Annotated in this window: 24 protein-coding genes; 11 read left to right on the top strand and 13 right to left on the bottom strand. The window is 71.9% G+C overall.

What is annotated here, in order from left to right; all coding sequences use genetic code 11:
* Positions 1 to 52 precede the first annotated feature (52 nt).
* Genes ACTU3I_RS12010 through ACTU3I_RS11995 form a run of 4 tightly spaced genes read right to left on the bottom strand, consistent with a single transcriptional unit; the run spans position 53 to position 4065 of the window.
* Positions 53 to 1720 carry a PTS mannitol transporter subunit IICB gene (locus ACTU3I_RS12010; RefSeq protein WP_442925923.1) on the bottom strand — a complete coding sequence of 556 codons (1668 nt, stop codon included), beginning with the start codon at positions 1718 to 1720 and terminating at the stop codon, positions 53 to 55.
* On the bottom strand, positions 1717 to 3408 hold the full coding sequence (ptsP, locus tag ACTU3I_RS12005; protein WP_442925922.1) for a phosphoenolpyruvate--protein phosphotransferase: 1692 nt from the start codon (positions 3406 to 3408) through the stop codon (positions 1717 to 1719). Before ptsP ends, ACTU3I_RS12010 begins: the two co-directional genes overlap by 4 nt.
* A gap of 28 nt (positions 3409 to 3436) precedes the next feature.
* Positions 3437 to 3712, bottom strand: a complete 276-nt coding sequence (locus ACTU3I_RS12000; protein WP_442925921.1) for an HPr family phosphocarrier protein — start codon at positions 3710 to 3712, stop codon at positions 3437 to 3439.
* 14 nt (positions 3713 to 3726) lie between these two features.
* Complete coding sequence (locus tag ACTU3I_RS11995; RefSeq protein WP_442925920.1) at positions 3727 to 4065, bottom strand: PTS sugar transporter subunit IIB; 339 nt, start codon at positions 4063 to 4065, stop codon at positions 3727 to 3729.
* Between the two features lie 242 nt (positions 4066 to 4307).
* Here ACTU3I_RS11995 and ACTU3I_RS11990 point away from each other — a divergent pair, with 242 nt between their 5' ends.
* Positions 4308 to 6233 carry a BglG family transcription antiterminator gene (locus ACTU3I_RS11990; protein ID WP_442925919.1) on the top strand — a complete coding sequence of 642 codons (1926 nt, stop codon included), beginning with the start codon at positions 4308 to 4310 and terminating at the stop codon, positions 6231 to 6233.
* A 55-nt stretch (positions 6234 to 6288) separates the two neighbouring features.
* On the top strand, positions 6289 to 6519 hold the full coding sequence (locus ACTU3I_RS11985; protein WP_442925918.1) for a hypothetical protein: 231 nt from the start codon (positions 6289 to 6291) through the stop codon (positions 6517 to 6519).
* Positions 6520 to 6521: 2 nt separating this feature from the next.
* On the opposite strand, the gene ACTU3I_RS11980 is transcribed toward ACTU3I_RS11985, so the two are convergent.
* From ACTU3I_RS11980 to ACTU3I_RS11965, 4 genes are all read right to left on the bottom strand, one after another.
* Positions 6522 to 7103, bottom strand: a complete 582-nt coding sequence (locus ACTU3I_RS11980) for a GNAT family N-acetyltransferase (RefSeq protein ID WP_442925917.1) — start codon at positions 7101 to 7103, stop codon at positions 6522 to 6524.
* 257 nt (positions 7104 to 7360) lie between these two features.
* Positions 7361 to 8335, bottom strand: a complete 975-nt coding sequence (locus ACTU3I_RS11975; RefSeq protein WP_442925916.1) for a type IV toxin-antitoxin system AbiEi family antitoxin domain-containing protein — start codon at positions 8333 to 8335, stop codon at positions 7361 to 7363.
* Between the two features lie 233 nt (positions 8336 to 8568).
* The gene (locus ACTU3I_RS11970; protein ID WP_442926402.1) at positions 8569 to 10242 is read right to left on the bottom strand and encodes a phospho-sugar mutase; all 1674 of its coding nucleotides are present in this window, start codon (positions 10240 to 10242) and stop codon (positions 8569 to 8571) included.
* Between the two features lie 5 nt (positions 10243 to 10247).
* Positions 10248 to 11081, bottom strand: coding sequence for a purine-nucleoside phosphorylase (locus ACTU3I_RS11965; RefSeq protein ID WP_442925915.1), 834 nt, complete (start codon positions 11079 to 11081; stop codon positions 10248 to 10250).
* A gap of 76 nt (positions 11082 to 11157) precedes the next feature.
* Here ACTU3I_RS11965 and ACTU3I_RS11960 point away from each other — a divergent pair, with 76 nt between their 5' ends.
* Positions 11158 to 12612 carry an NAD(P)H-quinone dehydrogenase gene (locus ACTU3I_RS11960; protein WP_442925914.1) on the top strand — a complete coding sequence of 485 codons (1455 nt, stop codon included), beginning with the start codon at positions 11158 to 11160 and terminating at the stop codon, positions 12610 to 12612.
* 93 nt (positions 12613 to 12705) lie between these two features.
* On the opposite strand, the gene ACTU3I_RS11955 is transcribed toward ACTU3I_RS11960, so the two are convergent.
* Complete coding sequence (locus ACTU3I_RS11955; protein WP_442925913.1) at positions 12706 to 14472, bottom strand: ATP-binding protein; 1767 nt, start codon at positions 14470 to 14472, stop codon at positions 12706 to 12708.
* 78 nt (positions 14473 to 14550) lie between these two features.
* Entirely contained in the window at positions 14551 to 15198 is a 648-nt protein-coding gene (locus tag ACTU3I_RS11950) for a Maf family protein (protein WP_442925912.1), read from the bottom strand.
* A gap of 31 nt (positions 15199 to 15229) precedes the next feature.
* Between ACTU3I_RS11950 and ACTU3I_RS11945 the strand changes: the two genes are divergently transcribed.
* From ACTU3I_RS11945 to ACTU3I_RS11930, 4 genes are read left to right on the top strand one after another with little or no spacing between them, the layout of a single operon-like run.
* Positions 15230 to 16519: a class I SAM-dependent RNA methyltransferase gene (locus ACTU3I_RS11945; protein ID WP_442925911.1), complete on the top strand. Its 1290-nt coding sequence runs from the start codon at positions 15230 to 15232 to the stop codon at positions 16517 to 16519.
* 19 nt (positions 16520 to 16538) lie between these two features.
* Positions 16539 to 17204 (top strand): response regulator, encoded by a 666-nt coding sequence (locus ACTU3I_RS11940; protein WP_442925910.1) that lies wholly within the window; start codon positions 16539 to 16541, stop codon positions 17202 to 17204.
* Positions 17197 to 18450 (top strand): sensor histidine kinase, encoded by a 1254-nt coding sequence (locus ACTU3I_RS11935; RefSeq protein ID WP_442925909.1) that lies wholly within the window; start codon positions 17197 to 17199, stop codon positions 18448 to 18450. Before ACTU3I_RS11940 ends, ACTU3I_RS11935 begins: the two co-directional genes overlap by 8 nt.
* Complete coding sequence (locus tag ACTU3I_RS11930; protein WP_442925908.1) at positions 18447 to 19484, top strand: hypothetical protein; 1038 nt, start codon at positions 18447 to 18449, stop codon at positions 19482 to 19484. The genes ACTU3I_RS11935 and ACTU3I_RS11930 overlap by 4 nt, the downstream gene beginning before the upstream one ends.
* Positions 19485 to 19498: 14 nt before the next feature.
* Here ACTU3I_RS11930 and ACTU3I_RS11925 read toward each other — a convergent pair whose 3' ends face one another.
* Complete coding sequence (locus ACTU3I_RS11925; protein ID WP_442925907.1) at positions 19499 to 20395, bottom strand: oxidoreductase; 897 nt, start codon at positions 20393 to 20395, stop codon at positions 19499 to 19501.
* A 63-nt stretch (positions 20396 to 20458) separates the two neighbouring features.
* Here ACTU3I_RS11925 and ACTU3I_RS11920 point away from each other — a divergent pair, with 63 nt between their 5' ends.
* Positions 20459 to 21064 carry a TetR/AcrR family transcriptional regulator gene (locus ACTU3I_RS11920; protein WP_442925906.1) on the top strand — a complete coding sequence of 202 codons (606 nt, stop codon included), beginning with the start codon at positions 20459 to 20461 and terminating at the stop codon, positions 21062 to 21064.
* A 271-nt stretch (positions 21065 to 21335) separates the two neighbouring features.
* On the opposite strand, the gene ACTU3I_RS11915 is transcribed toward ACTU3I_RS11920, so the two are convergent.
* Both ACTU3I_RS11915 and ACTU3I_RS11910 read right to left on the bottom strand, forming a co-directional pair.
* On the bottom strand, positions 21336 to 21563 hold the full coding sequence (locus ACTU3I_RS11915; protein ID WP_442925905.1) for an acyl-CoA carboxylase subunit epsilon: 228 nt from the start codon (positions 21561 to 21563) through the stop codon (positions 21336 to 21338).
* Entirely contained in the window at positions 21560 to 23149 is a 1590-nt protein-coding gene (locus ACTU3I_RS11910) for an acyl-CoA carboxylase subunit beta (RefSeq protein ID WP_442925904.1), read from the bottom strand. The genes ACTU3I_RS11915 and ACTU3I_RS11910 overlap by 4 nt, the downstream gene beginning before the upstream one ends.
* A gap of 346 nt (positions 23150 to 23495) precedes the next feature.
* Between ACTU3I_RS11910 and ACTU3I_RS11905 the strand changes: the two genes are divergently transcribed.
* The 3 genes from ACTU3I_RS11905 to ACTU3I_RS11895 are packed head-to-tail and all read left to right on the top strand — an operon-like array spanning position 23496 to position 26075.
* Positions 23496 to 24290 (top strand): biotin--[acetyl-CoA-carboxylase] ligase, encoded by a 795-nt coding sequence (locus tag ACTU3I_RS11905; RefSeq protein WP_442925903.1) that lies wholly within the window; start codon positions 23496 to 23498, stop codon positions 24288 to 24290.
* Between the two features lie 48 nt (positions 24291 to 24338).
* Positions 24339 to 24893 carry a PH domain-containing protein gene (locus ACTU3I_RS11900; protein ID WP_442925902.1) on the top strand — a complete coding sequence of 185 codons (555 nt, stop codon included), beginning with the start codon at positions 24339 to 24341 and terminating at the stop codon, positions 24891 to 24893.
* A 45-nt stretch (positions 24894 to 24938) separates the two neighbouring features.
* On the top strand, positions 24939 to 26075 hold the full coding sequence (locus ACTU3I_RS11895) for a 5-(carboxyamino)imidazole ribonucleotide synthase (protein WP_442925901.1): 1137 nt from the start codon (positions 24939 to 24941) through the stop codon (positions 26073 to 26075).
* The last annotated feature ends 81 nt before the right edge of the window (positions 26076 to 26156 follow it).

The raw sequence follows: 26156 nt of genomic DNA, 5'->3' as shown, positions 1-26156 counted from the left end.
GGAAGGCCGCGGGGCCGGGGGCGTCTCGCCTGCCCGGCCCCGCGGCGGTCGTTCACTCGCCGGTGTGCTGGTCGCGCACCAGCTCCACGACCTCGTCGTACTTCGGCGAGTTCATGAAGTTGTCCACGGACACGTGCACGGCGCCGGGGGACTTCTGGCGCGCGCGCTCGGTGAGCTGGTTCTGCGTGATGATCAGATCGGCGGAGCCGTCGAGGTTCGCGATCGCCTTGTTGGTGACCGTGACGTCTTCGATGCCCGCCTTCTTGATCTTGTTGCGCAGCACGCTCGCGCCCATCGCGGAGGAGCCCATGCCGGCATCGCACGCGAACACGATGTTGCGCACCTGCTTGGTGGTGAGGAGGCCACCGCCGGCCTGCCCGTTGGTCTCCCGTTCGGTCTCGAGCTTGTCGAGCGTCTCGTCCGCGTCGCGGAGGGCGGTGCGGTCGTTGCCGGCGGAGGTGCGCAGGGCGTCCATGGCCGCCGAGGCCTTGCCCTTGTTCGCCTCCGTCTGCGCGATGGCCGCGCCGAACTGGTCGCCCTCGGCCAGCAGGTCGCGACGACGCGAGGCCCGCAGGATGACCGCCGTGATGAGGAAGGTGACGACGGCCGCGAGGAGCACCGACAGGTACACCACGAGGAGGTTGCCGAACCCGCCCGCGGCGGGGCTGGACCCGGCGGCCGTCACGGCGATGATGCTGCCGGGAGCGGCCGGGAAGGCGAGACCCCCGCCGAGCACCATGTTGGTCGTCACGCCGGTGGCGCCACCGGCGATGAGCGCCAGGATCGTCATCGGCTTGCTCAGCGCGTACGGGAAGTAGATCTCGTGGATGCCGCCGACGAACTGGATGATCGCCGCGCCGGGAGCCGACGCCTTCGCCGCGCCGATGCCGAAGAACGAGAACGCCAGCAGCAAGCCGAGACCGGGGCCGGGGTTCGCCTCGATGAGGAACAGGATGCTCTTGCCGGTCTCCGCCGCCTGTTCGATACCCAGCGGCGTGAACACGCCGTGGTTGATGGCGTTGTTGAGGAACAGCACCTTCGCCGGCTCGACGATGATCGACACGAGCGGCAGGAGGTTCAGCGAGACGAGCCAACCGACCGCACCACCGAGGATGTCGCTGATCCAGATGATCACCGGGCCGAAGACGAAGAACCCGAGGATCGCCAGGAGCATGCCCAGGATGCCGGCGGAGAAGTTGTTCACCAGCATCTCGAATCCGGGCTTGATCTTGCCGTCCCAGAGCCTGTCCATCCGCTTCGTGACCCAGCCCGCGAAGGGACCCATGATCATCGCGCCGAGGAACATCGGGATGTTCGTGCCGACGATGACACCCATCGTCGCGATGGTGGCCACGACGCCGCCGCGCTCGCCGTAGACCATGCGGCCGGCGGTGTTCGCGATGAGGAGGGGCAGCAGGTAGGTGATCATCGGGCCGACGAGGCCGACGAACTGCGGGAACGTGTTGCCGTCGGCATCCTGGGCCAGCGCGGTCATCGCGCCCGGCCAGTTGATGAGCTCGGCATTGCCGAAGCCGCCGAGCAGCGGTGCCACGGGATCCCAGAACCCGAGCCATCCGACCGCGATGAACAGCATGGTGATGAAGCCCCACGCGATGAACGCCGCGATGTTCGGCATGATCATGCCGGAGAGGAATGTTCCGAATCGCTGGACCGCGACCCGGGCACCTCCCGGCTGCTTTGTGGCTGACGCCGTTGTCATGGCTGTGTCTCCTTCTTTCGGGCCGCGGCGTTCTGTGCCGCGGTACGTGCGGAAGCCGCGTCATCCGCGGCCAGGGCTGCCTCGGCGATGCGTCGCGCGTCGTCGAGAGTGTGGGTGAGGAGGGTGGCGCGCACATCCGCGAGGGCGGTGGGCGCCATGGACAGGGTGGTGGCTCCCAGACCGACGAGCACGACGGCCAGGAGGGGGTCGGCCGCGGCCTCACCGCAGATGCCGACGGGTTTGCCGAGGTCGGCGCCGGCGGCACCGACCTCGCGCACCAGGCGCAGCACCGCGGGGTGCCACGGGTCTTGGAACGATGCCACCGACCCCAGGAGGCGGTCGGCGGCGAGGGTGTACTGCGTGAGGTCGTTGGTGCCGATCGACGCGAAGTCGGCATGCGCGAGGATGCGGTCGGCCAGGAGCGCCGACGACGGCACCTCCACCATCACCCCGGCCGTCTTGATCCCGTAGTCGCGCGCGAGGGCGACGAAGTACTCCGTCTCCTCGACGGTGGAGACCATCGGCGCCATCACCCACAGGTCGGCCGGGCCCTCCGGGTTCGCCCTCGTCGCCGCATCCGCCTCGGCCAGCGCCGTGAGCTGCTCGCGCAGGATGTCTTCGCTCGCCCGCAGCGCCCGCAGGCCCCGGAGCCCGAGGGCCGGATTCTCTTCGTGCGCGTCGTTGAGGAACGGGAGGGGCTTGTCGGCTCCGGCGTCGAGCACGCGGACGACGACCTTCTTCCCCGGGAAGGCCGAGAGCAGCTCGGTGTACGCCGTACGCTGCTCCGCCACCGTCGGCGCGGAGCTCGCGCTGAGGAAGAGGAACTCGGTACGGAAGAGTCCGACACCCTCGGCCCCCAGCTCGACGGCCTGCGCGGCGCCGCCCGGCTTGCCGAGGTTCGCCAGCAGCGGCACCGGCGTGCCGTCGGCGAGGGCCCCCGGAGTGAGGGGGGCGGATGAGGCCGACCGACGCTCGTCGGCGCGATGCTGAGCCCGGTCCAGCTCGTCGGCGGTCGGATCGACCGTGACCACCCCCGCGGCGGCGTCGACGATCACCGTGGTGCCGTCCGGGAGATCCTTCGCGGCGGCGGCGCCCACGACGGCGACGATCGACTTCTCGCGTGCCAGGATCGCGGTGTGCGAGGTCGGTCCGCCCTCGGTCGTGATGAGACCGAGCACCTTGTCGAGGTCGAGGAGGGCGGTGTCGGCGGGCGCGAGGTCTTTCGCCACCAGCACGAACGGATGGCCCGGATCGGGGATGCCGGGGGCGGGCACGCCTCGCAGGCGTGCGATCACCCGCTGGGCGACGTCGTCGAGGTCGGCGGCGCGCTCGCCGAGGTAGCCGCCGAGCGCGGTCAGCTGCTCCCGGAACGACGCGAACGCGTCGAATACGGCCCACTCGCCGGTCTTCCCCGCCTGGAGGCGCGTGTCGACCTCGGTCTCGAGGGTCGGGTCCTCGGCCATCATGGCCTGCGCCTCCAGCACGTCGCGGGCCGAACCGCCCGCGGCAGCACCGCGCTCTTCGAGCTCGCGCGCCACGGCGGCGACGGCTTCGCGCACCCGTGCGGTCTCCTCCTCGGGGGTCGCGGTGCTGGGGGCGTCGCTGGGCGCAGGGAGGGGTTCGGCCATGCGCGCCACCGGGCCCTGGGCGACGCCCAGTCCGATGCCGACTCCACGGAACTCCGTCATGCGCGCGCTCCCTCGTCCGATCCGGCGCTCATGCGGCGTCGTGGTCGGTCGTCAGAAGCTCCGCGAGGGTGTCGAGCGTCGCGTCGGCGGCGTCGCCGTCGGCCGTGAGGGTGACGTAGTCGCCCTGCTCGATGCCGAGGGCGATGACGCCCAGGATGCTCGCGGCGTTCACCGGCGAGCCGGCGTCCTTGGCGATGGTGACGGGGATGCCAGACTCCTTCGCCGCCTGCGCGAACAGCTTCGCGGGCCGGGCGTGCAGACCGTGTGACGATCCGATCCTGACGGTGCGGGTGACCTGGGGCATGTCGCTCCTGCTTTCTATCTCTCGGCGGGGGTATCGGGGACGATCGCGGCGGGACCGACGGCAGCGACCACGAGGTCGAGCGTGCGCTCTCCGGTGAGGTCGGTGAAGACGTCGTCGGGGAGGACGACGACCGCGGCGCCGTGTGCTGCGGCCGTGCGCTCGATGTGCTCGCGCTGCCCGGCGAGGTGCGGGCCGACGAGCACGAGGTCGGCGGAGTCGAGATCGATCTCCAGCGACGAGGTCGTCCCGGCCACCGCCGCGTACGGCAGGCCGCGCTCGGACGCTGCCCGGCGCACGCGCTGGGCGACGAACGTGCTGGACGCGCCAGCACCGCACACCACCAGGATCCTCATCGACCCGCCTCCCTTCCGCCATTGTTGTGAGTTCCCTGAGAGCGGACAACCACGTCTGTTTCCCACCCCCCGGAACGTCGCCGCGGGCGAATCCACTCGCGCTCACCCTGCAGGGAGGCAGTCGCTGGGGGCGCGGGGACGTGCGGCGCGCATGCGCCGGCGGGTCCGAGGCATCCGCCCCGTGATTGACTGGACGCGCGGCCGCACCGATCCGGCCGCGGTGAATCACCGGAGCGGCAATCATGACGAGAGCGCGCCAGGACCGCCTCCTCGGCCTCCTGACCCGGGACGGCGAGTGGGCGACGGCAGCCTCGCTGGCCGACGTCCTCGGTGTGACGCCGCGGAGCATCCGGTCGTATGTCACGTCGCTCAACGCGCGGGTCCCCTCCGGCGCCGCCGTCGAATCGGGTCCGCAGGGGTACCGGGCGGGGCCGGATGCCGCGGCCGCGCTTCGAGCGGCGAGCTCGATGGAGAACGGCACGCCCCGAGACCGCCTGCACACGCTGGTGCGGCGGCTGCTCGACAGCGACGACGGCGTCGACGTCTTCGTGACGGCCGAGGCGCTGCATGTCAGCCCCGCGACCCTCGAAGCCGACCTGGGACGCGTCCGGAGCCTCCTCGGCGGCACCGAGCTGACCCTCGAGAGATCCGCCTCGACCGCTCGCCTCCGCGGCACCGAGATGGCGCAGCGGAGGCTGCTCAGCCGGCTCGCCCACGACGAGATGGACGCCGGCTCATTCGACCTCGAGGCGCTCCGGCGCACACTGGGTGCCGAATCGGTCGGCGCGCAGGCGTTCGGTCCGTTCAAGGCCGAACTGGTGTCCGAGCTCGGCGCGCGCGGGTACTTCGTCAACGAGTACGGCATCGGCGACGTCGTCATGCACATCGCGATCGCCGCCGACCGCATCGCGCGGGAGCGCGCGCTGGAGACGGCGGCGGGGGAGATGTCGGCGGCCCACGAAGACCTCGCGGCGTTGCTGGACCGGCTGACGCTCGCCCACCTCGGCGTGCGACTGGGCGCCGGCGACCGGCAGCACCTGGCCACACTGGTGCTCACGCGCGTCGTGGCGCCGGGTGCCCCCGCCGCCGACGACGTGCGCGCGCGGCTCGACCCCGCGGTGGAGCGGGCCGTCCGCGAGGTCGTCGAAAGCGCGGCATCCGAGTTCCTCGTCGACATCGCGCACGAGGATTTCATCCTGCGCCTAGCGCTCCACGTGCAGAACCTGCAGCACCGCGCGCGTGAGCAGGCGTGGTCGCGCAACCCTCTCACACGCTCGCTGAAGTCGTCGTATCCGATGATCTTCGAAGTCGCCGTCTACATCGCGAGCGGCCTGCACCGGAGCCTGGACATCCCCATCCTCGACGACGAGATCGCCTACATCGCGATGCACGTCGGCGGGCGTCTGGAGCGCAGTCGGCGTGCCGACCAGCTCCTCACCGCGACCATCGTGTGCCCGGGCTACTACGAGTTGCACGAACTGCTGCGCTCGAGCGTCGATCGCTCCCTGGGGCAGGCCATCGAGGTCGTCGGGGTCGAGACACGCGTCGACCCCGACTGGGCATCGATCGACACCGACCTGATCCTGACGACGATCGATCCGCCGGTGCCGGGGGAGCGGATCGTGCGGATCCAGCCGTTCCTCACCGACGCCGACGTCGACCGGGTGCAGGCGGCGGCCGCCCGCATCCGGCGCGGACGACGCCTCGCGCGCCTGCGCGCGGAGCTGGAGCGCTACGTCGACGCGTCGGCGTTCGTGCGCGGCCTCGACGTCGAGGGCGGCGAGTCCGCCATCATCCGTCGCCTGGGCGGCTTGCTGGTCGCCCAGGGCGTCATCGACGAGGACTACATCGAGCGTGCGATCGAGCGCGAGGCGCTCTCGTCGACGGCCTTCACCGATGCGCTCGCCGTGCCGCACGCGATCGGCATGACCGCGACGCGCACGCAGATCGCGATCGGCATCGCCGACCCCTCCATCCCGTGGGGGGAGGGCCGGGTGCAGGTGGTCGCGCTGGTGGCGTTCTCCGAGGCCGATCGCGAGGCTTTCCAGACCGTGTTCGAGCAGTTCGTCGAGGTCTTCTCCGAACGCGAGAGCGTGCAGCGCATCGTGCGCCGGGCGACGGATTTCCCCGCGTTCCTCGACGAGCTCGTGGCGGTCATCGACGGCTGACGGGCGCGGGAGTAGAGTCGGCGCGAAAACGCCCACCCGACCGAGAGGCGCCGCGATGAGCTCCGACACCGGAAACGATCCGTTCCGCAATCCGCTCGAGCGCTCCAAGCCCCTGGGCGGGCCGGTGGGCGTCGCGATCGTCTCGATCACCCCGATCGTCGCGCTGGTGCTCTTCCTCGTCTTCGGATTCCTCGGCTTCTGGTCGTGGAGCTGGATCTTCTGGCTCCTCGTCCCGATCGCGGGCATCGTCGTGTACGGGATGCGGGGCGGGAACCCCCGCACGTAGCGTCACACCGTGCGCGCGAGCCGGGCCTGCAGACCCCGCCGCACGGCGGGCCACTCGCCGGGCAGGATCGAGTAGACGACGCTGTCACGCAGGATGCCGTCGGGGCCGATCCGGTGATTGCGCAGCACGCCGTCCTGCTTCGCGCCCAGCCGCTCGATGGCGGCACGGGACTGCCGGTTGTGCCAGTGCGTGCGGAACTCCACCGCGATCGCGTCGCACGCCTCGAAGGCGTGCGAGAGCAGCAGCAGCTTCGCGGCGGTGTTGACGGCGGTGCGCTGGGCTGCCGGCGCGAGCCACGTGCCGCCGATCTCGACGTGACGGTCGGCCTGCGCGATGTTGCAGAACGTCGTCTCGCCGACCACCGCGCCCGCCACGAGGATCGCCCAGGGGTTCATCGTGCCCGCTGACTGCTCGGCCCGTCGGGCGGCGATGTCGTCTGCGACCGCATCCGGGGCGGGGACGGAGGTGTACCACGCGTGCTCCAAGCCGACGGCAGCCGCGGCGAGCCCGGCGGCATGGCGCGTCTCGAGCGGCTCCAGGCGCACGTGCGGGCTTTCGAGCACGACCGGTTCGGCGAGGTTCATGGCGCCGAGCCTACGGCGCCCGCGCGCGTCCCGCCGTTCGGGGCGGGGGGCGGATGTGGGCCGGGGCCGCCGTTTCGGGGCGGCGGATGTGGGCCGGGGCGCTCATCGGTCGCCCCAAACCACATCGAGCGCCCCGAACCCGCGGAGAGGGGCGGCGGGGGCGGATGTGGGCCGGGGCCGCCGTTTCGGGGCGGCGGATGTGGGCCGGGGCGCTCATCGGTCACCCCAAACCACATCGCGCGCCCCGAAGCGCGTGGTCAGGCCCGGGGACGCCGCGGCGGGGTGATCCCGAAGGACGCCAGGCGATCGCCGAGGGCCTGCGCGGTGGCGATGTGCTCCGAACCCCACCGGGCGAGACGACGCTGTGTCGTGCCCCGGATCCAGTCCTCGCGCTGCTTCTCCCGCTCCAGCACCTGCTCCATCGACAGGCCGTGCCGCAGCAGCAGGTCGCGGTACTTGCCTTTGCCGTCGAACTCGCCGAAGGACGCGACGTCGTCGAGACCGAAGTCGACCCAGTAATCCGCGCCATCCGGACCGGCGACCCGCACTTGCAGGCGCGGCGGGGCGAAGCCGAGCGCGACCAACCGCACGCGGCTGACGCTCTCGCCGGGAAGCTGCGCGCGACCGTCGGCGAAATCGAGAACGAGCGTGGCCCGGCGCCTGCCGTGCGCGCTGCGGTGCGCGATCTCCTCCGCGGTGTGCAGGAACTCCTCGGCGCGGTCCTGGAGGTACACGCCGTTGCGGACGTGGGACACCTGGCGGACGGCGGCGTCGGCGACGGCGACGGCCCTGTCGAAGTCGGAGGTGCGCGCGACATCGGCGACCGTGCGGGCGAGGCTCGTCACCCGCACGCCGTCGATCTCGACGATGTCGGCGGTGCCGAGCATGCCGCGGTGGCGGACCAGCCCGTCGGCGGCGCCCGGTCGCGCGTCGGGCACGATGACATGCGTCCGCGAATCGGTCGGCCGCCACAGCGGCAGATCGTGCAGCGCGGCCGCCGTCGTATGGGAGAACACCGGCGGATGCGACGCCGTCTCGTCCCACGCGACCGCGCGTGCCCGCATCCGCTCCTCCGGCGTCAGCGCGGCGCCGTCGACCGGACGCGCGTAGACGCCGGGCCGCACCGCGAAGAGGCGGCGCTGCGCCACCTGGCGGCGGATCGCGCGCGAGTCGAGTCCCTCTGCGGCGAGATCGTCTCGTCGGAGAAGCGTGACCCGTCCGGCTGTGCGCATCGCCCCATGCTCGGCCTCGGCGGACAGCATCCGGGGCCGGCGTCGGCGACCTGGGGACGACCCGCGCGGCGAACCGCCTGGGGAGGAGGATTAGCGCCGGGTGGCCGCGCGTACCTCCCACAGGTTTTGGGGCGCGGGATGTGCTTCGGGGCGCTCATGGGTCGCCCCAAAGCACATCGAGCGCCCCAAACCCGCGGAGGAGCCGAGGGGCGAGCGGGACGCGCCGGAGGGGGTCAGCGGATGCTGTCGAGGAGCTGTCGTGCCCCATCCCGCAGGGTCGCGAGGCGTCGGCGCGCCTCGTCGTCGGAGTCGCCGCGCACGTCGAGGTACATCTTGAGCTTCGGCTCCGTGCCGCTCGGGCGGACGACCAATCGGGAGCCGTCGTCGAGCCAGATGCGCAGCACGTCGCCGGGTGGGAGGCCGTCGACGCCCTCGAGGAGGTCGTCGATCCGCGACACGCCGATGCCGCCGACCTCGGCGGGCGGCCGCGCGCGCAGCGACGTCATGATCGAGCCGATCTGCGCCACCTCCGACACGCGGATCGAGATCTGGTCGCTCGCGTAGGCACCGAACGTGTCGCGCAGCTCCCGGAGGAGTCCCGCGACGTCGGTACCGCGCTCGCGGGCCTCCGCCGCGAGACCGAGCAACGCCACCGCCGCGGAGATGCCGTCCTTGTCGCGCACCGTCTCGGGGTTGACGAGATAGCCGAGGGCCTCTTCGAAGCCGTAGACGATGCCGGGTGCGCGCGAGATCCACTTGAACCCCGTGAGGGTCGCGGTGAAGCCCAGGCCGTAGTGCTCCGCGATCGCCTGCAGGCCCGGGGAGGACACCAACGAGCACGCCAGCGTGGCCTCCGCGGAGCCGGCGGCCGCGCGGGCTGCACGCCAGCCGAGGAGGAGTCCGACCTCGTTTCCGCTGAGCTGGCGCCACCCGCCTTCGACCTCGGCGTCGGGCACGGCGACGGCGAGACGGTCGGCGTCGGGGTCGTTCGCGAGGACCAGCTCGGCACCGGATGCCCGCGCCGTCTGGAACGCCAGGTCCATCGCCCCGGGCTCTTCGGGGTTCGGGAACGCCACCGTGGGGAACGTGCCATCCGGGTCGATCTGCGCGCTCACCGTCGTGGGCTCGGGGTACCCGGCCTCCGCGAGGATGCGGCGGAGCGTCTCCCACCCGACGCCGTGCATGGCGGTGTACGCCCACCTCAGGCCCGCAGCGCCCGCCGGGGCCGGCGCCACGGCCGCGGTGGCCGCGACGTACGCATCGATCACCGACTCGGGGGCGTTGCGGTACCCCACCGAACGGGGGATCTCCCCGATGTCGCCCCGATCGGCCACCACCTGGATGGCCGCGGCGATCTCGGCGTCGGCGGGCGAGACGATCTGCGCGCCCTCATCCGCTCCGCCGAGGTACACCTTGTAGCCGTTGTCGTCGGGCGGGTTGTGGCTCGCGGTCACCATGACGCCGGCGGAGGCACCGAGGTGTCGCACCGCGAACGCGAGCACGGGAGTGGGAAGCAGGCGCGGCAGGAGGATCGCGGAGAGGCCGGCGCCGGCGAAGATCTCGGCCGAATCGCGGGCGAAGACGTCGGAGTTGCGCCGGCCGTCGTATCCGATGACGACGCTCGGGGTCTTTCCCGGCTCGGCGCGCTCGAGCAGGTACGCCGCGAGTCCCGCGGCCGCCTGCGCCACCAGCACGCGGTTCATGCGGTTGGGACCCGCGCCCAGCGCCCCCCGGAGGCCGGCCGTGCCGAACGCGAGCCGGCGCGAGAACCGATCGGAGACGTCGGCGCGGGCCGTCTCGTCCCCCTCGTCGACCCGGGTCAGCAGATCGCTGAGCTCTGCGCGGGTGTGGGCATCCGGGTCCTGCGCCAGCCACGCCTCCGCGGCGGCGCGCACGGCGTCCGGCAGCTCGCTCACAGTGCCTCGATGATCCGGGCGAGGAGGGCGGAGATGACCGGCTCCGCCTCGCGACCGGCCTCGAGCACTTCTTCGTGACTGAGCGGCGTGGACTGGATGCCGGCGGCGAGGTTCGTGATGAGCGACATGCCGAGGATCTCCATGCCGGCCTGGCGCGCGGCGATCGCCTCGAGCGCGGTGGACATCCCGACGATGTGCCCTCCGAGGATCTTCGCCATCTGCACCTCGGCGGGGGTCTCGTAGTGGGGGCCGCGGAACTGGCAGTACACGCCTTCGTCGAGAGTCGGATCGACGGAGCGAGCGAGATCGCGCAGTCGCCGGGAGTACAGGTCGGTGAGGTCGATGAAGGTCGCGCCCTCCAGCGGCGACGCCGCGGTGAGGTTGAGGTGGTCGCTGATGAGCACCGGCTGCCCCGGGCGCCACGTCTCGCGGATGCCGCCCGCCCCGTTCGTGAGGATCATCGTCCCCGCGCCCGTGGCCGCCGCGGTCCGGACGCTGTGGACGACCCGCCGCACGCCGTGCCCCTCGTAGAAGTGGGTGCGTGCTCCGATGACCAGGATGCGGCGGCCCGCGGGCGTCCGGACGCTGCGGAGCGTTCCCACGTGGCCCTCGAGCGCGGGCTTGCTGAAGCCGGTGACCTCGATCGCCGGCACCGTCGCGACCGTCTCGCCGACGAGCTCGGCGGCGCGGCCCCATCCGCTTCCCAGCGTCACGGCGACGTCGTGCTGCGGGACCCCGGTCAGGCGCGCGATGTCGGCAGCGGCCTGCGCGGCGACCTCGAACGGATCGGCCGCGGGGTCGTCGAGCGGGTTCGCGAGGGTGTGTGGCATCCCTCCACTCTAGGAAGCAGGGGCTCCCGGTGCCACACGGCCTGATTCGCCGGGCGCGTCCGGAAGAATGGATGCCATGTCCCTCAGCTTCGAGCGCACTCAGACCGTCGCCATCCTCGGCGGCGGCCCCGGCGGTTACGAGGCGGCCATCGCCGCCGCCCAGCTCGGCGCCGAGGTGACCCTCGTCGAGCGCGCCGGTGTGGGCGGCTCCGCCGTCATCACCGACGTCGTCCCCTCCAAGACCCTCATCGCCACCGCCGACGCCGCTGTGGCGATCGCGGGGGCGAGCGATCTCGGGGTCGAGCTGTTCGCCCGCACCGACGACGGCCGGCCGCTGCGTCCGCAGGTGGCGGTGAACATCGCCGCGGTCAACAAGCGCGTGCTGTCGCTGGCCCGGCAGCAGTCCGACGACATGCGCGCCGCGCTCGTGGAGGCAGGCGTCCGCATCATCTCGGGGCAGGGGCGCCTGGACGGCGACTCCGCCGTGATCGTCTCCACCGAGCAGGGCGGCATCGACTTCGACCGGGTCGAAGCCGACACGCTCGTCGTATCGGTCGGCGCGTCACCGCGCGAGCTGGCGTCGGCCCGGCCCGACGGGGAACGCATCCTCACGTGGAAGCAGCTGTACGACATGAAGGCGCTTCCCAAGCACCTCATCGTCGTCGGTTCCGGTGTCACGGGGGCCGAGTTCGCTTCGGCGTACATGAACCTCGGCTCCGAGGTCACGCTCATCTCCAGTCGCGACCAGGTGCTCCCCGGTGAAGATCCGGATGCGGCGGCGGTGCTGGAGAAGGTCTTCAAGCGGGGCGGCATGACGCTGCTGTCGAAGGCGCGCGCGGACAGCGTCGTCAACACCGGCGAGGGTGTGGTCGTGACGCTCGCCGACGGGCGGACCGTGGAGGGGAGCCACTGCCTCATGGCCGTCGGGGCCGTCCCCAACACCGCCGGCATCGGGCTCGAGGAGGCGGGGGTGCAGCTGACCGACTCCGGCCACATCCGCGTCAACCGCGTCGCGCGGACGTCGGTGCCGAATATCTACGCCGCCGGGGACTGCACCACGTTCGTGCCGCTGGCATCCGTCGCGTCCATGCAGGGGCGCACCGCGGTCTTCCACGCGCTCGGCGATGTCGTCATTCCGCTCGAGCGCCGCCGGATCGCGGCGAACATCTTCACGGCGCCGGAGATCGCGACGGTCGGATGGCAGGAGCACGACATCGCCGGCGGCGTGATCGACGGCGTGGTGCGCAAGCTCCCGCTCTCCGCCAACCCGCGCGCCAAGATGCAGGGCATCAAGGACGGCTTCGTGAAGGTCATCGCACGGCAGGGGAGCGGCACCGTGATCGGCGGCGTCATCGTCGGACCGCGCGCGTCGGAGCTGATCTATCCGCTCGCGATCGCCGTGGAGCGGCGCCTCACGGTCGACCAGGTCTCGCGCGTGTTCGCGGTCTACCCGTCGCTATCGGCGAGCATCACGGACGCCACCCGCGCGATGCACATCGTCGACCGCAGCGACGACGCCCCCGCGCCCTGACGCTTCGTCTCGCTGCGCTCGCTCAGCGTCCGGATCTGACGCCGCCCGGCCGCTGAGCGAGGGAGCGGAGCAACCGAGACGAAGCGCGAGACCTCAGGAGATCGTCAGGAGCTGATGGCCCGCCGACACCGTCGTGCCGGGCGTCGCGTCGATCGCGCCGATGACGCCGTCCTTGTGCGCCTGGATCGGCTGCTCCATCTTCATCGCCTCGAGCACCACGACGAGATCGCCCTTCACGACGGCCTGACCGTCCGCGACGGCGAGCTTGACGATCGTCGCCTGCATCGGCGCCTTGACCGCGTCACCGGTGGCCCCCGCCACGGCGGAGGCGGCGTGCGAGCGGCGCGAGGGCGGTACGGCGGCCGGGCGGCCCGACGTGCTCGACGTGGTGGCGATGCGCTCGGGAAGGCTCACTTCGAGGCGCTTGCCGCCGACCTCGACGACCACGGTGTGGCGCGCGGCCGGAGCCGCCGGTGCGTCGAGCTCGCCGTCCCACGCGGGGATGTCGTTGTCGAACTCGGTCTCGATCCACCGTGTGTACACGCCGAATCCGCCGTCCTCGGCGGTGAAGGCGGGCTCGCGCACGAGCTTGCGGTGAAACGGCAGCACGGTGGGAAGGCCGGCCACCTCGAACTCGTCGAGGGCGCGGCGCGCGCGCTGCAGCGCCTCGGCGCGGTCGCGGCCGGTGACGATGATCTTCGCGAGCAGCGAGTCGAAGGCGCCCGAGACGCTGTCACCCGCCGTCACCCCCGAATCGAGCCGGATGCCGGGGCCCCCGAAGGTCTTGAAGACGTGGATGGGCCCGGGTTGCGGGAGGAAGCCGCGGCCCGGATCCTCGCCGTTGATGCGGAACTCGATCGAGTGCCCCGACGGCGCCGGGTCGTCGTAGCCGAGCTCCTCGCCCTCAGCCAGGCGGAACTGCTCGCGCACGAGATCGAGCCCGGTGACCTCCTCCGAGACCGGATGCTCCACCTGCAGGCGCGTGTTCACCTCGAGGAACGAGATCGTGCCGTCGGCGCCGATGAGGAACTCGCACGTGCCCGCGCCGACGTAACCCACCTCGCGGAGGATCGCCTTGGACGCGGTGTAGAGGATGTCGTTCTGCTCGTCGGTGAGGAACGGGGCGGGGGCCTCCTCGACGAGCTTCTGGTGCCGGCGCTGCAGCGAGCAGTCGCGCGTCGAGACGACCACGACGTTGCCGGCGGCATCCGCCAGGCATTGCGTCTCGACGTGACGGGGGCGGTCGAGGTACTTCTCCACGAAGCACTCCCCGCGCCCGAACGCCGTGACGGCCTCGCGCGTGGCGGAGTCGAACAGCTCGGGAATCTCCTCGATCGTCCGGGCGACCTTCAAACCGCGCCCGCCGCCGCCGTAGGCGGCCTTGATGGCGATCGGAAGACCGACCTCCTCCGCGAAGGCGACGACCTCGTCGGCGCCGGAGACCGGGCCAGGGGTGCCGGGGGCCAGCGGTGCGCCGACCTTCTCGGCGACGTGCCGAGCCGTGACCTTGTCGCCGAGCGCTTCGATCGCCTCCGGCGAGGGGCCGATCCACACGAGCCCCGCCGCGATCACGGCACGGGCGAACTCGGCGTTCTCGGCGAGGAAGCCGTATCCCGGATGCACCGCATCGGCGCCGGAGCGACGGGCGACGGAGAGGATCTTGTCGATCGACAGGTACGTGTCGGCGCTCGTGGCGCCTTCGAGTGCGTACGCCTCGTCGGCGAGCCGGGCGTGAAGCGCATCGCGATCCTGGTCGGCGTACACCGCGACGCTTCCGCGACCGGAGTCGCGAGCCGCGCGGATGATTCGGACGGCGATCTCGCCGCGATTCGCGACCAGGACCTTGGCGATTTCCGGCATGGGTGCCAGCCTACCCAGGGCAGGGGTCCCGCTTTTGAGCACCCTGCACAAGAAACGCCGAAAAAGGTGTGTGGGAGTCTACGAAGCCTCGGCGCGGTTCCAGAGCGCCGGCCAGTCGCCGCCGAGCTCCCGCACGAGGTGACGGATGGTCGACAGCGACATCCCCACCACCGTCGACGGGTCCCCCGTGACGCTCTCGATGAACGGGCCGCCCAGGCTGTCGACCGTGAACGCGCCTGCGACTGCGAGCGGCTCGCCCGTGGCGACATACGCGTCGATCTCGGCATCCGTGACGTCGGCGGTGAAGGTCACGGAGGCCTCGGCGACGGCAGCGGCCTCGCGCGCGGGCAGACCCGGGGAGAGCCGGATCACGCTGTGCCCGGAATGGAGGACCCCCGTGCGCCCGCGCATGGCCCGCCACCGCGCGGTCGCGGCCTCCGCGGTGTGCGGCTTTCCCAGGATCTCGCCGTCGATCTCGAACATCGAGTCGCCCCCGAGGACGAACCCGTCGTAGACGGTTCCCAGGCGCGCCGCGACCTCGGCGGCCTTGCGCCGGGCCAGGACAAGGACGTGCTCCGGTGCGGGAAGGCGGCGGCGTTCCCGTTCCTCCACGGCCGCGATCACCGCCTCCTCGTCGACGTCGGGCGCGACAGTGTCGGGTTCGATGCCGGCCTGGCGCAGCAGCTGGAGCCGCGCGGGGGACGTGGATGCAAGGCAGACGCGCATCCCCTCACGCTAGCCGTGCGAGGGTGGAGGGATGGATGACGGGAAGCTCGTCGAGCTGGACATCACCGACGTGGCGCACGGCGGGGTGTTCGTGAGCCGGCTCGACGGCCGCGTGGTCTTCGTCGCGGACGCGATCCCCGGCGAACGGGTCCGCGCGCGCCTGACCGACACCCGCAAGACCTCGTTCTGGCGCGCCGAGACGGTCGAGGTGCTGACGGCATCGCCGCATCGACGTCCGCACGTCTGGGCGGCAGCCGACGTCGCCGTCGCACCCGAAGACCGCCCCGGGGGAGCAGAGTTCGGGCACATCGCGCTCGATCACCAGCGGGAACTCAAGCTCGCGGTGCTGCGGGACGCGCTTCAGCGCATCGGCAAGGTCGATGTCGACGCCGGAGTGGAGCCGGCGCTCGCGGTCTCCGACGCATCCGGGGCTGTCGCCGCCGCGGAGAGCCCGGATGGAACGGGCTGGCGGACGCGGGTCAGCCTGCACGTCGACGACGCGGGACGGATCGGCCCGTTCGCGGCGCGCAGCCACCGCGTCATCGAGGTCCCCGACCTCCCGCTGGCCACGGATGCCGTGGCCCGCGCCGCCGCCCGCGTGCGGGGGCAGGCGGCGGGGCGGGTCGATCTCGTGCAGCCCGCCGACGGCCGCGTCCGCGTCCTGCCGCGACCGGACGACGCCGATCGGCGTCGCCTCCCGGCGCCGGAGATCCTCACCGAGCAGGTCGCCGGCCGGGAGTTCCGAGTGGACGCCCGTGGGTTCTGGCAGGTGCACCGACTCGCCGCCTCGTCTCTCACACGCGTCGTGACCGAGCAACTGCGTGCCGCCGACCCCGAGCTTCCCGTCGACCCGGATGCCGCCCACCTCGATCTCTACGGGGGCGTGGGCCTGTTCGCCGCCACCCTCGCCGAGCTCGGCGGGCCCGCCACCCGCATCACATCGGTCGAGTCCGACCCGCGTGCCACCGAGCACGCGGGGGAGAATCTGGCCGAATGGGTCGGTGCCCGGGCGGAGACGGCGCGTGTGGAACGCTTCCTCGCCGAGCGCGTCGCCTCCGCCTCCGCTCACGAGCGCGAGAGGCTCGCACGCGGGGTCGTGCTGCTGGATCCGCCCCGCGCGGGTGCCGGCCGGGACGTGGTGGCCGGGATCGTCGCCCTCTCCCCGCGCACCGTCGTCTACGTCGCCTGCGATCCGGTCGCCCTCGCCCGCGATCTCGGCACTTTCCGCGACGCCGGCTACCGCGTCGTGGGCGGCGTCCGCGGCGTCGACCTCTTCCCTCACTCGCATCATCTCGAGGTGGTCGCGGTGCTCAGCCGATGACACCGATACGATGGCGGCTATGACCCGCGTCGCCCTGATCGACGATCACGAGTCGGTGCGTCTCGGTCTCGAGGCGGCGTGCGCCCGCGAGGACAGCACCGCCGTGGTCTTCTCCGGCAGCAACGTCACCGAGTACCTGGCGTGGCGGAGCACCTCCGGCGAGGCGCCCGCAGACGTGATCGTGCTCGACCTCACCCTCGGGGACGGCACGACCGTCATCGAGAACGTCGGGCGCCTGGTGGCCGACGGGTCGAGCGTGCTGATCCACAGCGTCGCCGACCGCCCGGCCGCCGTGCGCGAGGCGTTGTCGGCGGGGGCGGCGGGCATCGTCAGCAAGGCCTCGCCCATCGACGAGGTGCTCGCCGCCGTGCGGACGGTCGCCCGGGGAGAGCCGCTCAACAACGTCGAATGGGCGAGCGCCGTCGAAGCCGATCGCGAGTTCGCCGACGCGCAGCTGTCCGCCCGCGAGCGCGAGGTGCTGCGGCTGTATGCCGCGGGCCTGCCGCTGAAGGCCGTCGCCGATCGCCTCGGAGTGGCCTACTCCACCGCCAAGGAGAACATCACCCGCGTGCGGGTGAAATACGTCGAAGTCGGCCGCCCCGCCCCCACCAAGGTCGACCTGCTGCGGCGGGCGATGGAGGATGGCATCCTGCAGCAGTCCGAGAACGACGACGGACATGGCTGACGGCGGCCGGTCGGTTCTCGAGGCCGCGTGGGGCCATATCCCGCAGTCGCGTGAGGCGACGGAGACGCTCGGCGCCTTCACGCGCACCCGCATCGAGCGGGTGATCACGCTGCTCGTGGGCCCCGGATGCCTCGCGCTCGGCGCTCAGGCGCTCGTCGCGGCGTTCGGCCCGGGCGACGAGCGCGCGGGATGGCATGTGCCGCTCGTGCTGGTGGTGTTCCTCCCGCTCGTGGCGATGATCATCGCCTGCGTGTGGGGGCGATTCGCCCGGGTCTTCAGCGGCGTCTTCGCTGTCGTGTACGTGATCGCGCTGGTGGCGTGGCCCTTCGTCACGGTGGGTTCGCAGCCCGTTCCCACCGAGGAGCCGTGGATCTTCTACCTGATCAACGTCGCGACCGTCGCCACGGTCGTGGCGTTCCCGTTGCTCCTGCAGATCGTGTGGACGATCGTGACGCCGCTGCTGTTCGGGGCCGTCCGTCTCATCCAGGCGGGGTTCGCGGAGACCTTCTGGCTGCCCGTCGGACTCGACGTCTCGTTCGCGATCATTCTCGGAAGCGTGCTGGTCGTGCTCGGGTGGACGTACCGCTCGGTGGCGGCCAACGTCGACGAGACGCGCGCACGCGCCGTGGCGAGCTACGCGGATGCGGCCGCGGCAGCGGCGACCGAACGCGAGCGGGTCGCGGTGGCCGCCCTCATGCACGACAGCGTGCTGGGCGCCCTCCTGGCCGCCGAGCGCGCCACGACCCCGCGCGAGCGGACCCTCGCGGTGAGCATGGCGCGGGAGGCGCTGACGCGGCTCGCCAACGCCGAGAAGGACGCGTGGGAGGGCAGCGACGAGCCCGTCGACGCCGATCAGCTGGCCGACGACCTGGAGGCCGCGTCGAAGGAGATGGGGGTGCGCCTGCGGGTGGCGCGCAGCATCGATCCCGACACGCCGAGGGTGCCCGGTCGTGTCGCGCGGGCGCTCGTGCTGGCGGCGCTCCAAGCCGTGGCCAATGCCGTGCAGCACGCGAACGCGCAGGGGCTGGCGGTGGAGCTGCGCGGCGCCGCCGACCCGGGCCGGGTGCGCGTGCGCGTGCGCGACAGCGGCCCCGGGTTCGACGTCGAGAGGATCCCGGAGGATCGCCTCGGCATCCGCGGGTCGATCCTCGCACGCGTCACCGCGGTCGGCGGTCGCACCGAGATCGAGTCGGGGCCCGCCGGCACCACGGTGACGCTCGAGTGGGAGAGCGGGGACCGCTGGTGACCGTCCGGTCGATCGTCTCCGCCATCGCCGTCGCCTTCACGGCGTACCTCGCCGCGCGCGGGCTGTGGTGGCCCCGCGGCGACGTGGACCACCCGTGGATCATCTTCCTGGCGCTGCCGCTGTACCTCGTCGTGACGTGGCTGTGGGTGGCGTGGGGCGCGCGTCGCCCCGCCAAGGCGCCGCGCGGCGCCGTCCCCGCGCGGCAGTCGTCGCCGCCGCTGTGGGCCGCGGCCCTCGCGCTGGCCGTGGCGGTCATCGTGCCGAACGCCGTGCTCTTCGCCGTCGCGCCGTCGTCGCGGACCCAGCCGTTCGCGACGTGGGTCATCGGCGGAGTGGGCGCCCTCATGACGATCGTCATGGTGCGCCGTCGTCCCTGGGTGGCGTGGATCGGGCTCGCTCTCGCTGCCGCGTCGGTGTCGCTGTGGATCGGCATCCTCCCCGCGCTCAGCCTCGGGCTGGTGGGATCGATCGTCTGGGTGGCTGCGGCGCAGCTTCTCATGATCGCTTTGGACAGCGCCGCGCGCGACACCGTGCAGCTGGCCGAACTGCAGCAGGCGGCATCCGCATGGCAGGCCTCGCAGGCCGGACGCCAGCGCGAGCGCCGCGTGCAGGTGCAGCGCGCGCTGCAGGCGGCCGGGCCCATCCTCGGCCGCACGATCGAGACGGGCGGCAACCTCCGCCCGCCCGAACGCCTCGAGGCACGCCTGGCGGAGGGTCGACTGCGGGACGAGCTGCGTGGACCGCGCCTCCTCGATGACATCGTGCGCGCCGAGCTCGAATCGGCGCGCCGGCGCGGCATCACGGTCACGATGCTCGACGAGGGCGGACTGGAGGGTCTGTCGGAGCCCGAGCTCGTGACCATCCGCGAGGAGCTCGCTCGGATACTGGAGTCCGCGTCTTCCCGGCGGCTCATCATCCGTACTTCACCGCACCATCAGACCGCCGTCACGATCGTCGGCCGGTCCGGCGACGGCGACGGCCTGTCGGACGAGGACAGCGTCGAGCTCTGGCACGAGATCCCGCGGGTCCGCTGAATCCGCCGTCCCGTTCAGCCCGCCGCCGTCGTGCGCAGCGGGAAGGCGGTGCGGGTGAGCTCTTCGGAGACCCGCCACAGGAGCCCGGCCAGTTCGCGGTCGGTGGCCGCCGGCGACGGATCGGTCAGCGCCGCCGGCCCGCGCACGCCCCAGCGGCGGGGGCCGGACAGCGAGCCGCCGGGAACATCGCCGGTCGCGGCGAGCAGCGTGGGTAGCGCGCCGGCGTCAGGTCCCTGAGCCAGGAGCGGAGTGACCATCGCGCTGACGCGATCGAGCACCCGGTTGCCGCTGGCGATCCGGAAACCGGTCGACGCCCATCCCGGATGCGCGGCCGTCGACAGCACCGCAGACCCCGCGGCCGCGAGTCGCCGCTGCAGCTCGGCGGTGAACAGGAGATTCGCCAGCTTCGACTGCCCGTAGGCGCCGAAAGGACTGTAGGCGCGCCGCTCCCACTGGAGGTCGTCCATATTGATCGACGCGGAGCGATGCGCGCTGGAGGTCAGCGTCACAACGCGCCCGGTGAGGCGATCGAGAAGCAGATTGGTCAACGCGAAGTGCCCGAGGTGATTGACGCCGAACTGCCTTTCGAAGCCGTCGACGGTGAGCTCGCGCGTGGCCGACATCGCGCCGGCGTTGTTGACGAGATAGTCGACCGGTTCGTCGATGCCCGCGGCGAAATCGCGCACCGAGGCCAGCGAGGCCAGGTCGAGGTGGCGGGCGTGCGCGCGATCACCGATGGCGGCCGCCGCCGAGGCGGCCTTGCCCTCGTCGCGGGAGGCCAGGATGACCCGGGCCCCGCGCGCCGCCAGGGCTGACGCGGTCGCGAAGCCCAGGCCGCTGTTGCCGCCGGTGATGATCGCGACGCGCGCGGATTGGTCGGGGAGGGACGCGGCAGAGGAAAGAGCGGGCATGACGCCGACTGTAGGCAGTGTCTACATTGTTGTCAATGTCCACACGTCAGATACGCTGGACGCATGGACGGGGTCCGGTATCGGCGCAGCTCTCTTCGCGACGTCCTCCTCGACCGGGCGCTGGTGGTGGTGCACGATCGCGGCGCGGGCGCCCTGTCGCTGCGCGAGCTCGCCCGCGACGCCGGCGTCTCCCACGCCGCCCCGGCGCGGCACTTCGCCGACCGCTCGGCGCTGCTGGACGCGGTGGCGGTGGCGGGATTCGAGCAGTTGGCCGCCCAGATCGTCGACGCCGCCGCATCCGCGGGTCCCGCCGAGGTGCAGGCAGGGCGGGTCGCGCTCGTCTATGTCTCCTTCACGGTCGATCGGGCCCACCTCGCGGGCGTCATGTTCCGGCACGACTCCGAGCGCGACGAGGGCGCCATCGGCCAGGCCGCACAGACGGCGTTCGCGCCGCTCGTGGACGTCTTCCAGCGTGCCGAGGCCGAGGGGCGGGTGCCGGCCGGCAGCGCTGAGACGCGGGCGACACTCTTCCTCGCGGCGCTTCAGGGACTGGCCGCCCTGGTGAACTGCGGCGTGGTGCCGCGCTCATCCGTTCCGGAACTGCTCGACGAGGCCGTCGCTCGATTCGTCGGCGAGGCCGCGATCGGCACCGCACCACAGCGAGCGTGACCGCCACCGGCGCCGGGGCATCCCGACGATGATTCCCGACCCGCCGATCCGGTTTGGGGGGAGTCCGGATCGGCGAGTCGAGAGGAGAGGCGAGGGGCGGCGAAGCCGCCCGCCCCTCGCCGGCGGACGGTTACCCGAAAACCATCCGCGTGACCGGAACCGGCTGGAGAGCGGTCCGGCCGAACGCACGAAGCGTTCCAGCTCCATCAGTATGCGGCGCGTGCAACCCCTCCGTCTGTAGGTATTTCGGGGGACAGCTGCGGGCGATGCGTCAGCGATCGGCTCCCGACCAGCCGCGCTCCCGCGCGAGCGGCTGCCGCAGTCCGCGGGCCGTCAGCTGCCACGATGAGCGCCGCGGAGCATCCGGTGCGGTGGCCGCGGCCGACTCCTCTGCGAACGCCTCGCTGACGACCGCGACGAGGGCCGCGAGCTCCTCCTCGGTCGGGTTCCCGCGACGCACGTCCACGGCGACGTCGGGCGCCGGATCGACGTCGCTCACAGCGGGATGTTCCCGTGCTTCTTCGCCGGCAGGCTGGCGCGCTTGCCGCGCAGGGACCGCAGCGCCTTCGCGATGGCGACACGGGTCTGGGCGGGCTCGATGATGCCGTCGAGCTCCCCGCGTTCGGCGGCCAGGAAGGGCGACGCGACGTTGTACGTGTACTCGTTCGCCAGGCGGGTGCGCACAGCCGCGACGTCTTCGCCGGCGTCCTCGGCACGCTTGATCTCGCCGCGGAAGAGGATGTTGACCGCTCCTTGGCCGCCCATGACGGCGATCTCGGCCGTCGGCCAGGCGAGGTTGATGTCGGCGCCGAGCTGCTTGGAGCCCATGACGATGTAGGCGCCCCCGTAGGCCTTCCGGAGGATCACCGTCACCAGCGGCACGGTCGCCTCGGCGTAGGCGTACAGCAGCTTCGCGCCCCGGCGGATGACGCCCGTCCACTCCTGGTCGGTGCCGGGCAGATACCCGGGGACGTCGACGAGCGTGACGATGGGGATCGAGAACGCGTCGCAGAACCGCACGAAGCGGCTCGCCTTCTCTCCGGCGTCGATGTTGAGGGTGCCGGCCATCTGCGACGGCTGGTTGGCGATGATGCCGACGGTGCGGCCCTCGACGCGACCGAATCCGATCACGATGTTCGGCGCGAACAGCGGCTGCACTTCGAGGAAGTCGCCGCGATCGACCAGGTGGCTGATGACCTGGTGGATGTCGTACGGCTGGTTCGCCGAGTCGGGCACGACGGTGTTCAGGAAGCGGTCCGCATCCGTCGTCTCGAACTCGAAAGCCGTCTCGTAGACGGGGACCTCGTCGAGGTTGTTGTCGGGGAGGAAACCGAGGAGCGAGCGCGCGTAGTCGATCGCGTCGTCCTCGTCCTCGGCGAGGTAGTGCGCGACACCGGAACGGGTGTTGTGCGTGTGTGCGCCGCCGAGCTCGTCCATGCCGACGTCCTCACCGGTGACGGTCTTGATGACGTCGGGGCCGGTGACGAACATCTGGCTGGTCTTGTCGACCATGATGACGAAGTCGGTGAGAGCGGGGGAGTACACCGCGCCGCCGGCGGCCGGGCCCATGACGATCGAGATCTGCGGGATGACGCCCGACGCCCGCGTGTTGAGGCGGAAGATCTCGCCGTACTTGCCGAGGGCGACGACGCCCTCCTGGATGCGGGCACCGCCGGAGTCGAGGATGCCGATGATCGGCATCCCTCCGCGCAGGGCGAACTCCATGACCTTCACGATCTTGTCGCCGGCGGCTTCGCCGAGCGAGCCGCCGAACGTGGAGAAGTCCTGGGCGTACACCGCGACAGTGCGGCCGTGAATGGTGCCGGTCCCCGTCACGACCGAGTCGCCGTACGGGCGGGAGCGGTCCATGCCGAACGCCGTGGTGCGGTGGCGCACGTACTCGTCGAGCTCGACGAACGAGCCGGGGTCGACCAGCAGCTCGATGCGCTCGCGCGCCGTCATCTTGCCCTTGGCATGCTGCTTGACGCGCGCAGCCTCCTCGGCGTCGACGACGGCCTCCTGGTACCTGCTGCGGAGGTCCGCGATCTTGCCGGCGGTCGTAGAGAGATCGTGCTGCTCGGTCACGCGTTCCACCCTATCTGCGGGGCTGTCTTCGGCCTTGGAGGGTGTTCACAACACCTCAGCGCGTTCGCTGTCGCCCTCGTCCTGCTCGGCCCGGTTCGCCGCGCACGGTGAGCCCGCGCCCGGATGGCTGTGGGGCGCGGGGCGTTCGGGTGGCAGGTGGAGACGCATCCGGTGCCAGCAAGCGGCAGCAGCTGCCCCGTGAGCCCGAGGGCTCCGTACTCAGGTGGCGGAATTCGCCGTCTCCGGGAGCGGCTATGCGGCACCAGCTGCCACCCCACGCTGCGACCCGACGGATGCGGGATGTCAAGACCGGGTGCGTAGCCGTGGTGGGTCCTAGGGTGAGGACATGCCGATCCCGGAAGAGGGCTACCCCCGCGCGGCGGGAGTGAGCCCACGCCTGCAGGTGGTGGAGACCACCGATTCCACGAACGCCGACGTCCTGGCGGCCGCCGGCGAAGATCCCGGCGCCTGGCCGCACCTGTCGGCCCTCGTCACGACCGACCAGCGGGCCGGTCGCGGGCGTCTGGACCGCACGTGGGTCGCCCCGCCCGGGACGGCCCTGGCCCTCTCGGTGCTCGTACGCGTCGAGGCGCTTCCGACGCACCGGCGCGGCTGGATCCCCCTCGTCGCCGGCGCGGCGATGACCCGCGCCGTCGCCGCCCAGCTGACCGGGACCGGCAACACCGCGCAGCTGAAGTGGCCGAACGACGTGCTCATCGACGGTGCCAAGGTCTGCGGCATCCTCGCCGAGGTCGTGCCGGACGACACGCACGCCGTCGTGATCGGAGCAGGCGTCAACACGCGGATGCAGCGGGTAGACCTGCCCGTGACCACCGCGATCTCGTTCGCCGCGCTCGGCCTGGAGTGCGATGACGATCGGCTCATCGCCGACTATCTCGAGGCCCTCGACGAGCTGCTCGCCGCACTGACGGCCGCTCGCGGCGACGCTGCGGCATCCGGCGTGCTCGGCGAAGTGGAGGCGCTATGCGCCACTGTCGGCGCCGACGTCACGGTGGCGCTGCCCGATGGCACGAGCCTGGGAGGGCGCGCACAGCGGATCGATCCAGACGGACGACTCGTCGTCGACACCGGGACCGACGAGGTGCCCGTCTCGGCCGGCGACGTCGTGCACGTGCGCTGAACCGCGTGTGCGCACTCCGATGTCGGCCGTGGGCGCCACAATGAGATCGTGACGCAGCCGACGACATACGGAGGGCGCCCGCTCATGCCGGCGCCGGGTGCTCCGACGCCCGAGCTGCGGGTGGCGCGCCTGCGACCCCACGCCCGGCGGCTGTTCTGGTCGGCTGTCGTGCTGGTCGCCGTCGCTGCGGCCGTCGGATACTTCTACGGCAATCTGCGTCCGCCGCTGGAGAACTGGATGCTGCTGACAGCTGCCGCGGCGGTGGTGCTGCTGCTCGTCGTCCTGCCGTGGGCGGTGTGGTGGTCGCACAGCTACACGATCACCACGCGACGCGTGATCGAGCGCGGCGGGCTGTTCCGCCGCCGCCGCAGCGAGCTCACGCACGTGCGCGGGTACACGATCCAGCTGCGCCGCGGACCGATCCAGCGGATGTGGGGGGCCGGCACGCTGATCTTGTCCAACGGCGTGGACGCACCGCTCCGGCTGCGCAACGTCCCCAGTGCCGAACTGGTGCACGAGGTGCTCGTCGATCAGGTGGAGGTCAATCAGATCCTCGCCCACCGGGACTCGCAACCGCCCTCCGTCCCCCTCTCCCCGTCCTGACGTTTCGGTCGGTCTGCGAGAAGATGGACCGACGAAAGGGGCGACATGGCGTTGCGAGTCGGAATCATCGGCGGCGGTCAGCTGGCGCGGATGATGATCGCGCCGGCGGTCGAACTGGGACTGGATGTGCGCGTCCTCGCCGAGGAGCCGGGGATGTCGGCGGCGCTTGCCGCGACGGCGGTCGGAGACTACCGGAGCCCCGACACCGTCCTGGCCTTCGCCCGCGAGGTCGACGTGATCACGTTCGATCACGAGCACGTGCCGCAGGACGTGCTCGCCGCGCTGGTCGGGGCCGGCGTCCGTGTGCACCCCGGCCCCGACGCGCTCGCCGTCGCCCAGGACAAGCTCGTGCTGCGGCATCGGATGGCGGAGCTCGGCGCTCCGCAGCCCGAGTGGGCCGCCGTGGCGGACGAGGCCGAGCTGCAGGACTTCCTCGACGCCCACGGCGGCCGCGCCGTCGTGAAGACCCCGCGCGGTGGATACGACGGAAAAGGCGTGCGTGTCGTGAGCGCGGCATCTCAGGCCCAGGACTGGTTCGCGACCCTCGCCGAGGACGCGCGGGGCGGGCAGCTGCTCGTCGAGGAGCTCGTGGACTTCTCCCGCGAGCTCGCCCAGCAGGTCGCCCGGCGCCCGTCCGGTGATGTGGCCGTCTACCCCGTCGTGGAGACCGTGCAACGAGACGGGGTCTGCGCCGAGGTGATCGCGCCCGCGCCGCGCGCCGAGGGCCGACTCGCGCGCGCAGCGGCTGAACTCGGCGTGCAGATCGCCGAAGGCCTCGGGGTCACGGGCATGCTGGCCGTCGAACTGTTCGAGACGGCCGACGAGCGCATCCTCGTCAACGAGCTCGCGATGCGTCCGCACAACAGCGGTCACTGGACGCAGGACGGCGCCGTCACGAGCCAGTTCGAGCAGCACCTGCGGGCCGTGCTCGACCTGCCGCTGGGCACTCCGGATGCGGCAGCCCCCTGGACCGCGATGATCAACATCCTCGGCGGCCCGGCGAACGGCGGACTGGGCGAGCGCTTCGCGCCGGCCATGGCGGAGCATCCGCGCGCCAAGATCCACACGTATGGCAAGGCCCCACGGCCGGGACGCAAGGTCGGGCACGTGAATGTCGCAGGCGACGACCTCGACGACGTCGTCTACGAGGCGCGCGCGGCGGCGGCGTACTTCTCCGACTGAGCCGCGCCGTTCCGGCGTTCTCGCAGCCGTGCGCCCTAGCCTGGTCGGGTGACCCGGCCGCTGCACTCTTCCGAGACGCCC

The organism is Microbacterium sp. RD1, from assembly GCF_052220165.1.
In the GTDB taxonomy this organism is placed as follows: Bacteria; Actinomycetota; Actinomycetes; order Actinomycetales; family Microbacteriaceae; genus Microbacterium.
The sequence above is the reverse complement of the archived record's forward strand: the minus strand, read 5'-3'. Positions and strand labels throughout refer to the sequence as shown.

Bases quoted from the DNA above. Each gene is read 5' to 3' on its own strand.
- ACTU3I_RS11950 (WP_442925912.1), bottom strand. From the start codon at position 15,198: ATGCGCGTCTGCCTTGCATCCACGTCCCCCGCGCGGCTCCAGCTGCTG.
- ACTU3I_RS11895 (WP_442925901.1), top strand. From the start codon at position 24,939: ATGGCGTTGCGAGTCGGAATCATCGGCGGCGGTCAGCTGGCGCGGATG.
- ACTU3I_RS11945 (WP_442925911.1), top strand. From the start codon at position 15,230: ATGGATGACGGGAAGCTCGTCGAGCTGGACATCACCGACGTGGCGCAC.
- ACTU3I_RS11965 (WP_442925915.1), bottom strand. From the start codon at position 11,081: ATGCCACACACCCTCGCGAACCCGCTCGACGACCCCGCGGCCGATCCG.
- ACTU3I_RS11935 (WP_442925909.1), top strand. From the start codon at position 17,197: ATGGCTGACGGCGGCCGGTCGGTTCTCGAGGCCGCGTGGGGCCATATC.
- ACTU3I_RS11905 (WP_442925903.1), top strand. From the start codon at position 23,496: ATGCCGATCCCGGAAGAGGGCTACCCCCGCGCGGCGGGAGTGAGCCCA.
- ACTU3I_RS11920 (WP_442925906.1), top strand. From the start codon at position 20,459: ATGGACGGGGTCCGGTATCGGCGCAGCTCTCTTCGCGACGTCCTCCTC.
- ACTU3I_RS11975 (WP_442925916.1), bottom strand. From the start codon at position 8,335: ATGCGCACAGCCGGACGGGTCACGCTTCTCCGACGAGACGATCTCGCC.
- ACTU3I_RS11955 (WP_442925913.1), bottom strand. From the start codon at position 14,472: ATGCCGGAAATCGCCAAGGTCCTGGTCGCGAATCGCGGCGAGATCGCC.
- ACTU3I_RS11980 (WP_442925917.1), bottom strand. From the start codon at position 7,103: ATGAACCTCGCCGAACCGGTCGTGCTCGAAAGCCCGCACGTGCGCCTG.
- ptsP (WP_442925922.1), bottom strand. From the start codon at position 3,408: ATGACGGAGTTCCGTGGAGTCGGCATCGGACTGGGCGTCGCCCAGGGC.
- ACTU3I_RS12000 (WP_442925921.1), bottom strand. From the start codon at position 3,712: ATGCCCCAGGTCACCCGCACCGTCAGGATCGGATCGTCACACGGTCTG.
- ACTU3I_RS11990 (WP_442925919.1), top strand. From the start codon at position 4,308: ATGACGAGAGCGCGCCAGGACCGCCTCCTCGGCCTCCTGACCCGGGAC.
- ACTU3I_RS12010 (WP_442925923.1), bottom strand. From the start codon at position 1,720: ATGACAACGGCGTCAGCCACAAAGCAGCCGGGAGGTGCCCGGGTCGCG.
- ACTU3I_RS11960 (WP_442925914.1), top strand. From the start codon at position 11,158: ATGTCCCTCAGCTTCGAGCGCACTCAGACCGTCGCCATCCTCGGCGGC.
- ACTU3I_RS11940 (WP_442925910.1), top strand. From the start codon at position 16,539: ATGACCCGCGTCGCCCTGATCGACGATCACGAGTCGGTGCGTCTCGGT.
- ACTU3I_RS11985 (WP_442925918.1), top strand. From the start codon at position 6,289: ATGAGCTCCGACACCGGAAACGATCCGTTCCGCAATCCGCTCGAGCGC.
- ACTU3I_RS11995 (WP_442925920.1), bottom strand. From the start codon at position 4,065: ATGAGGATCCTGGTGGTGTGCGGTGCTGGCGCGTCCAGCACGTTCGTC.
- ACTU3I_RS11925 (WP_442925907.1), bottom strand. From the start codon at position 20,395: ATGCCCGCTCTTTCCTCTGCCGCGTCCCTCCCCGACCAATCCGCGCGC.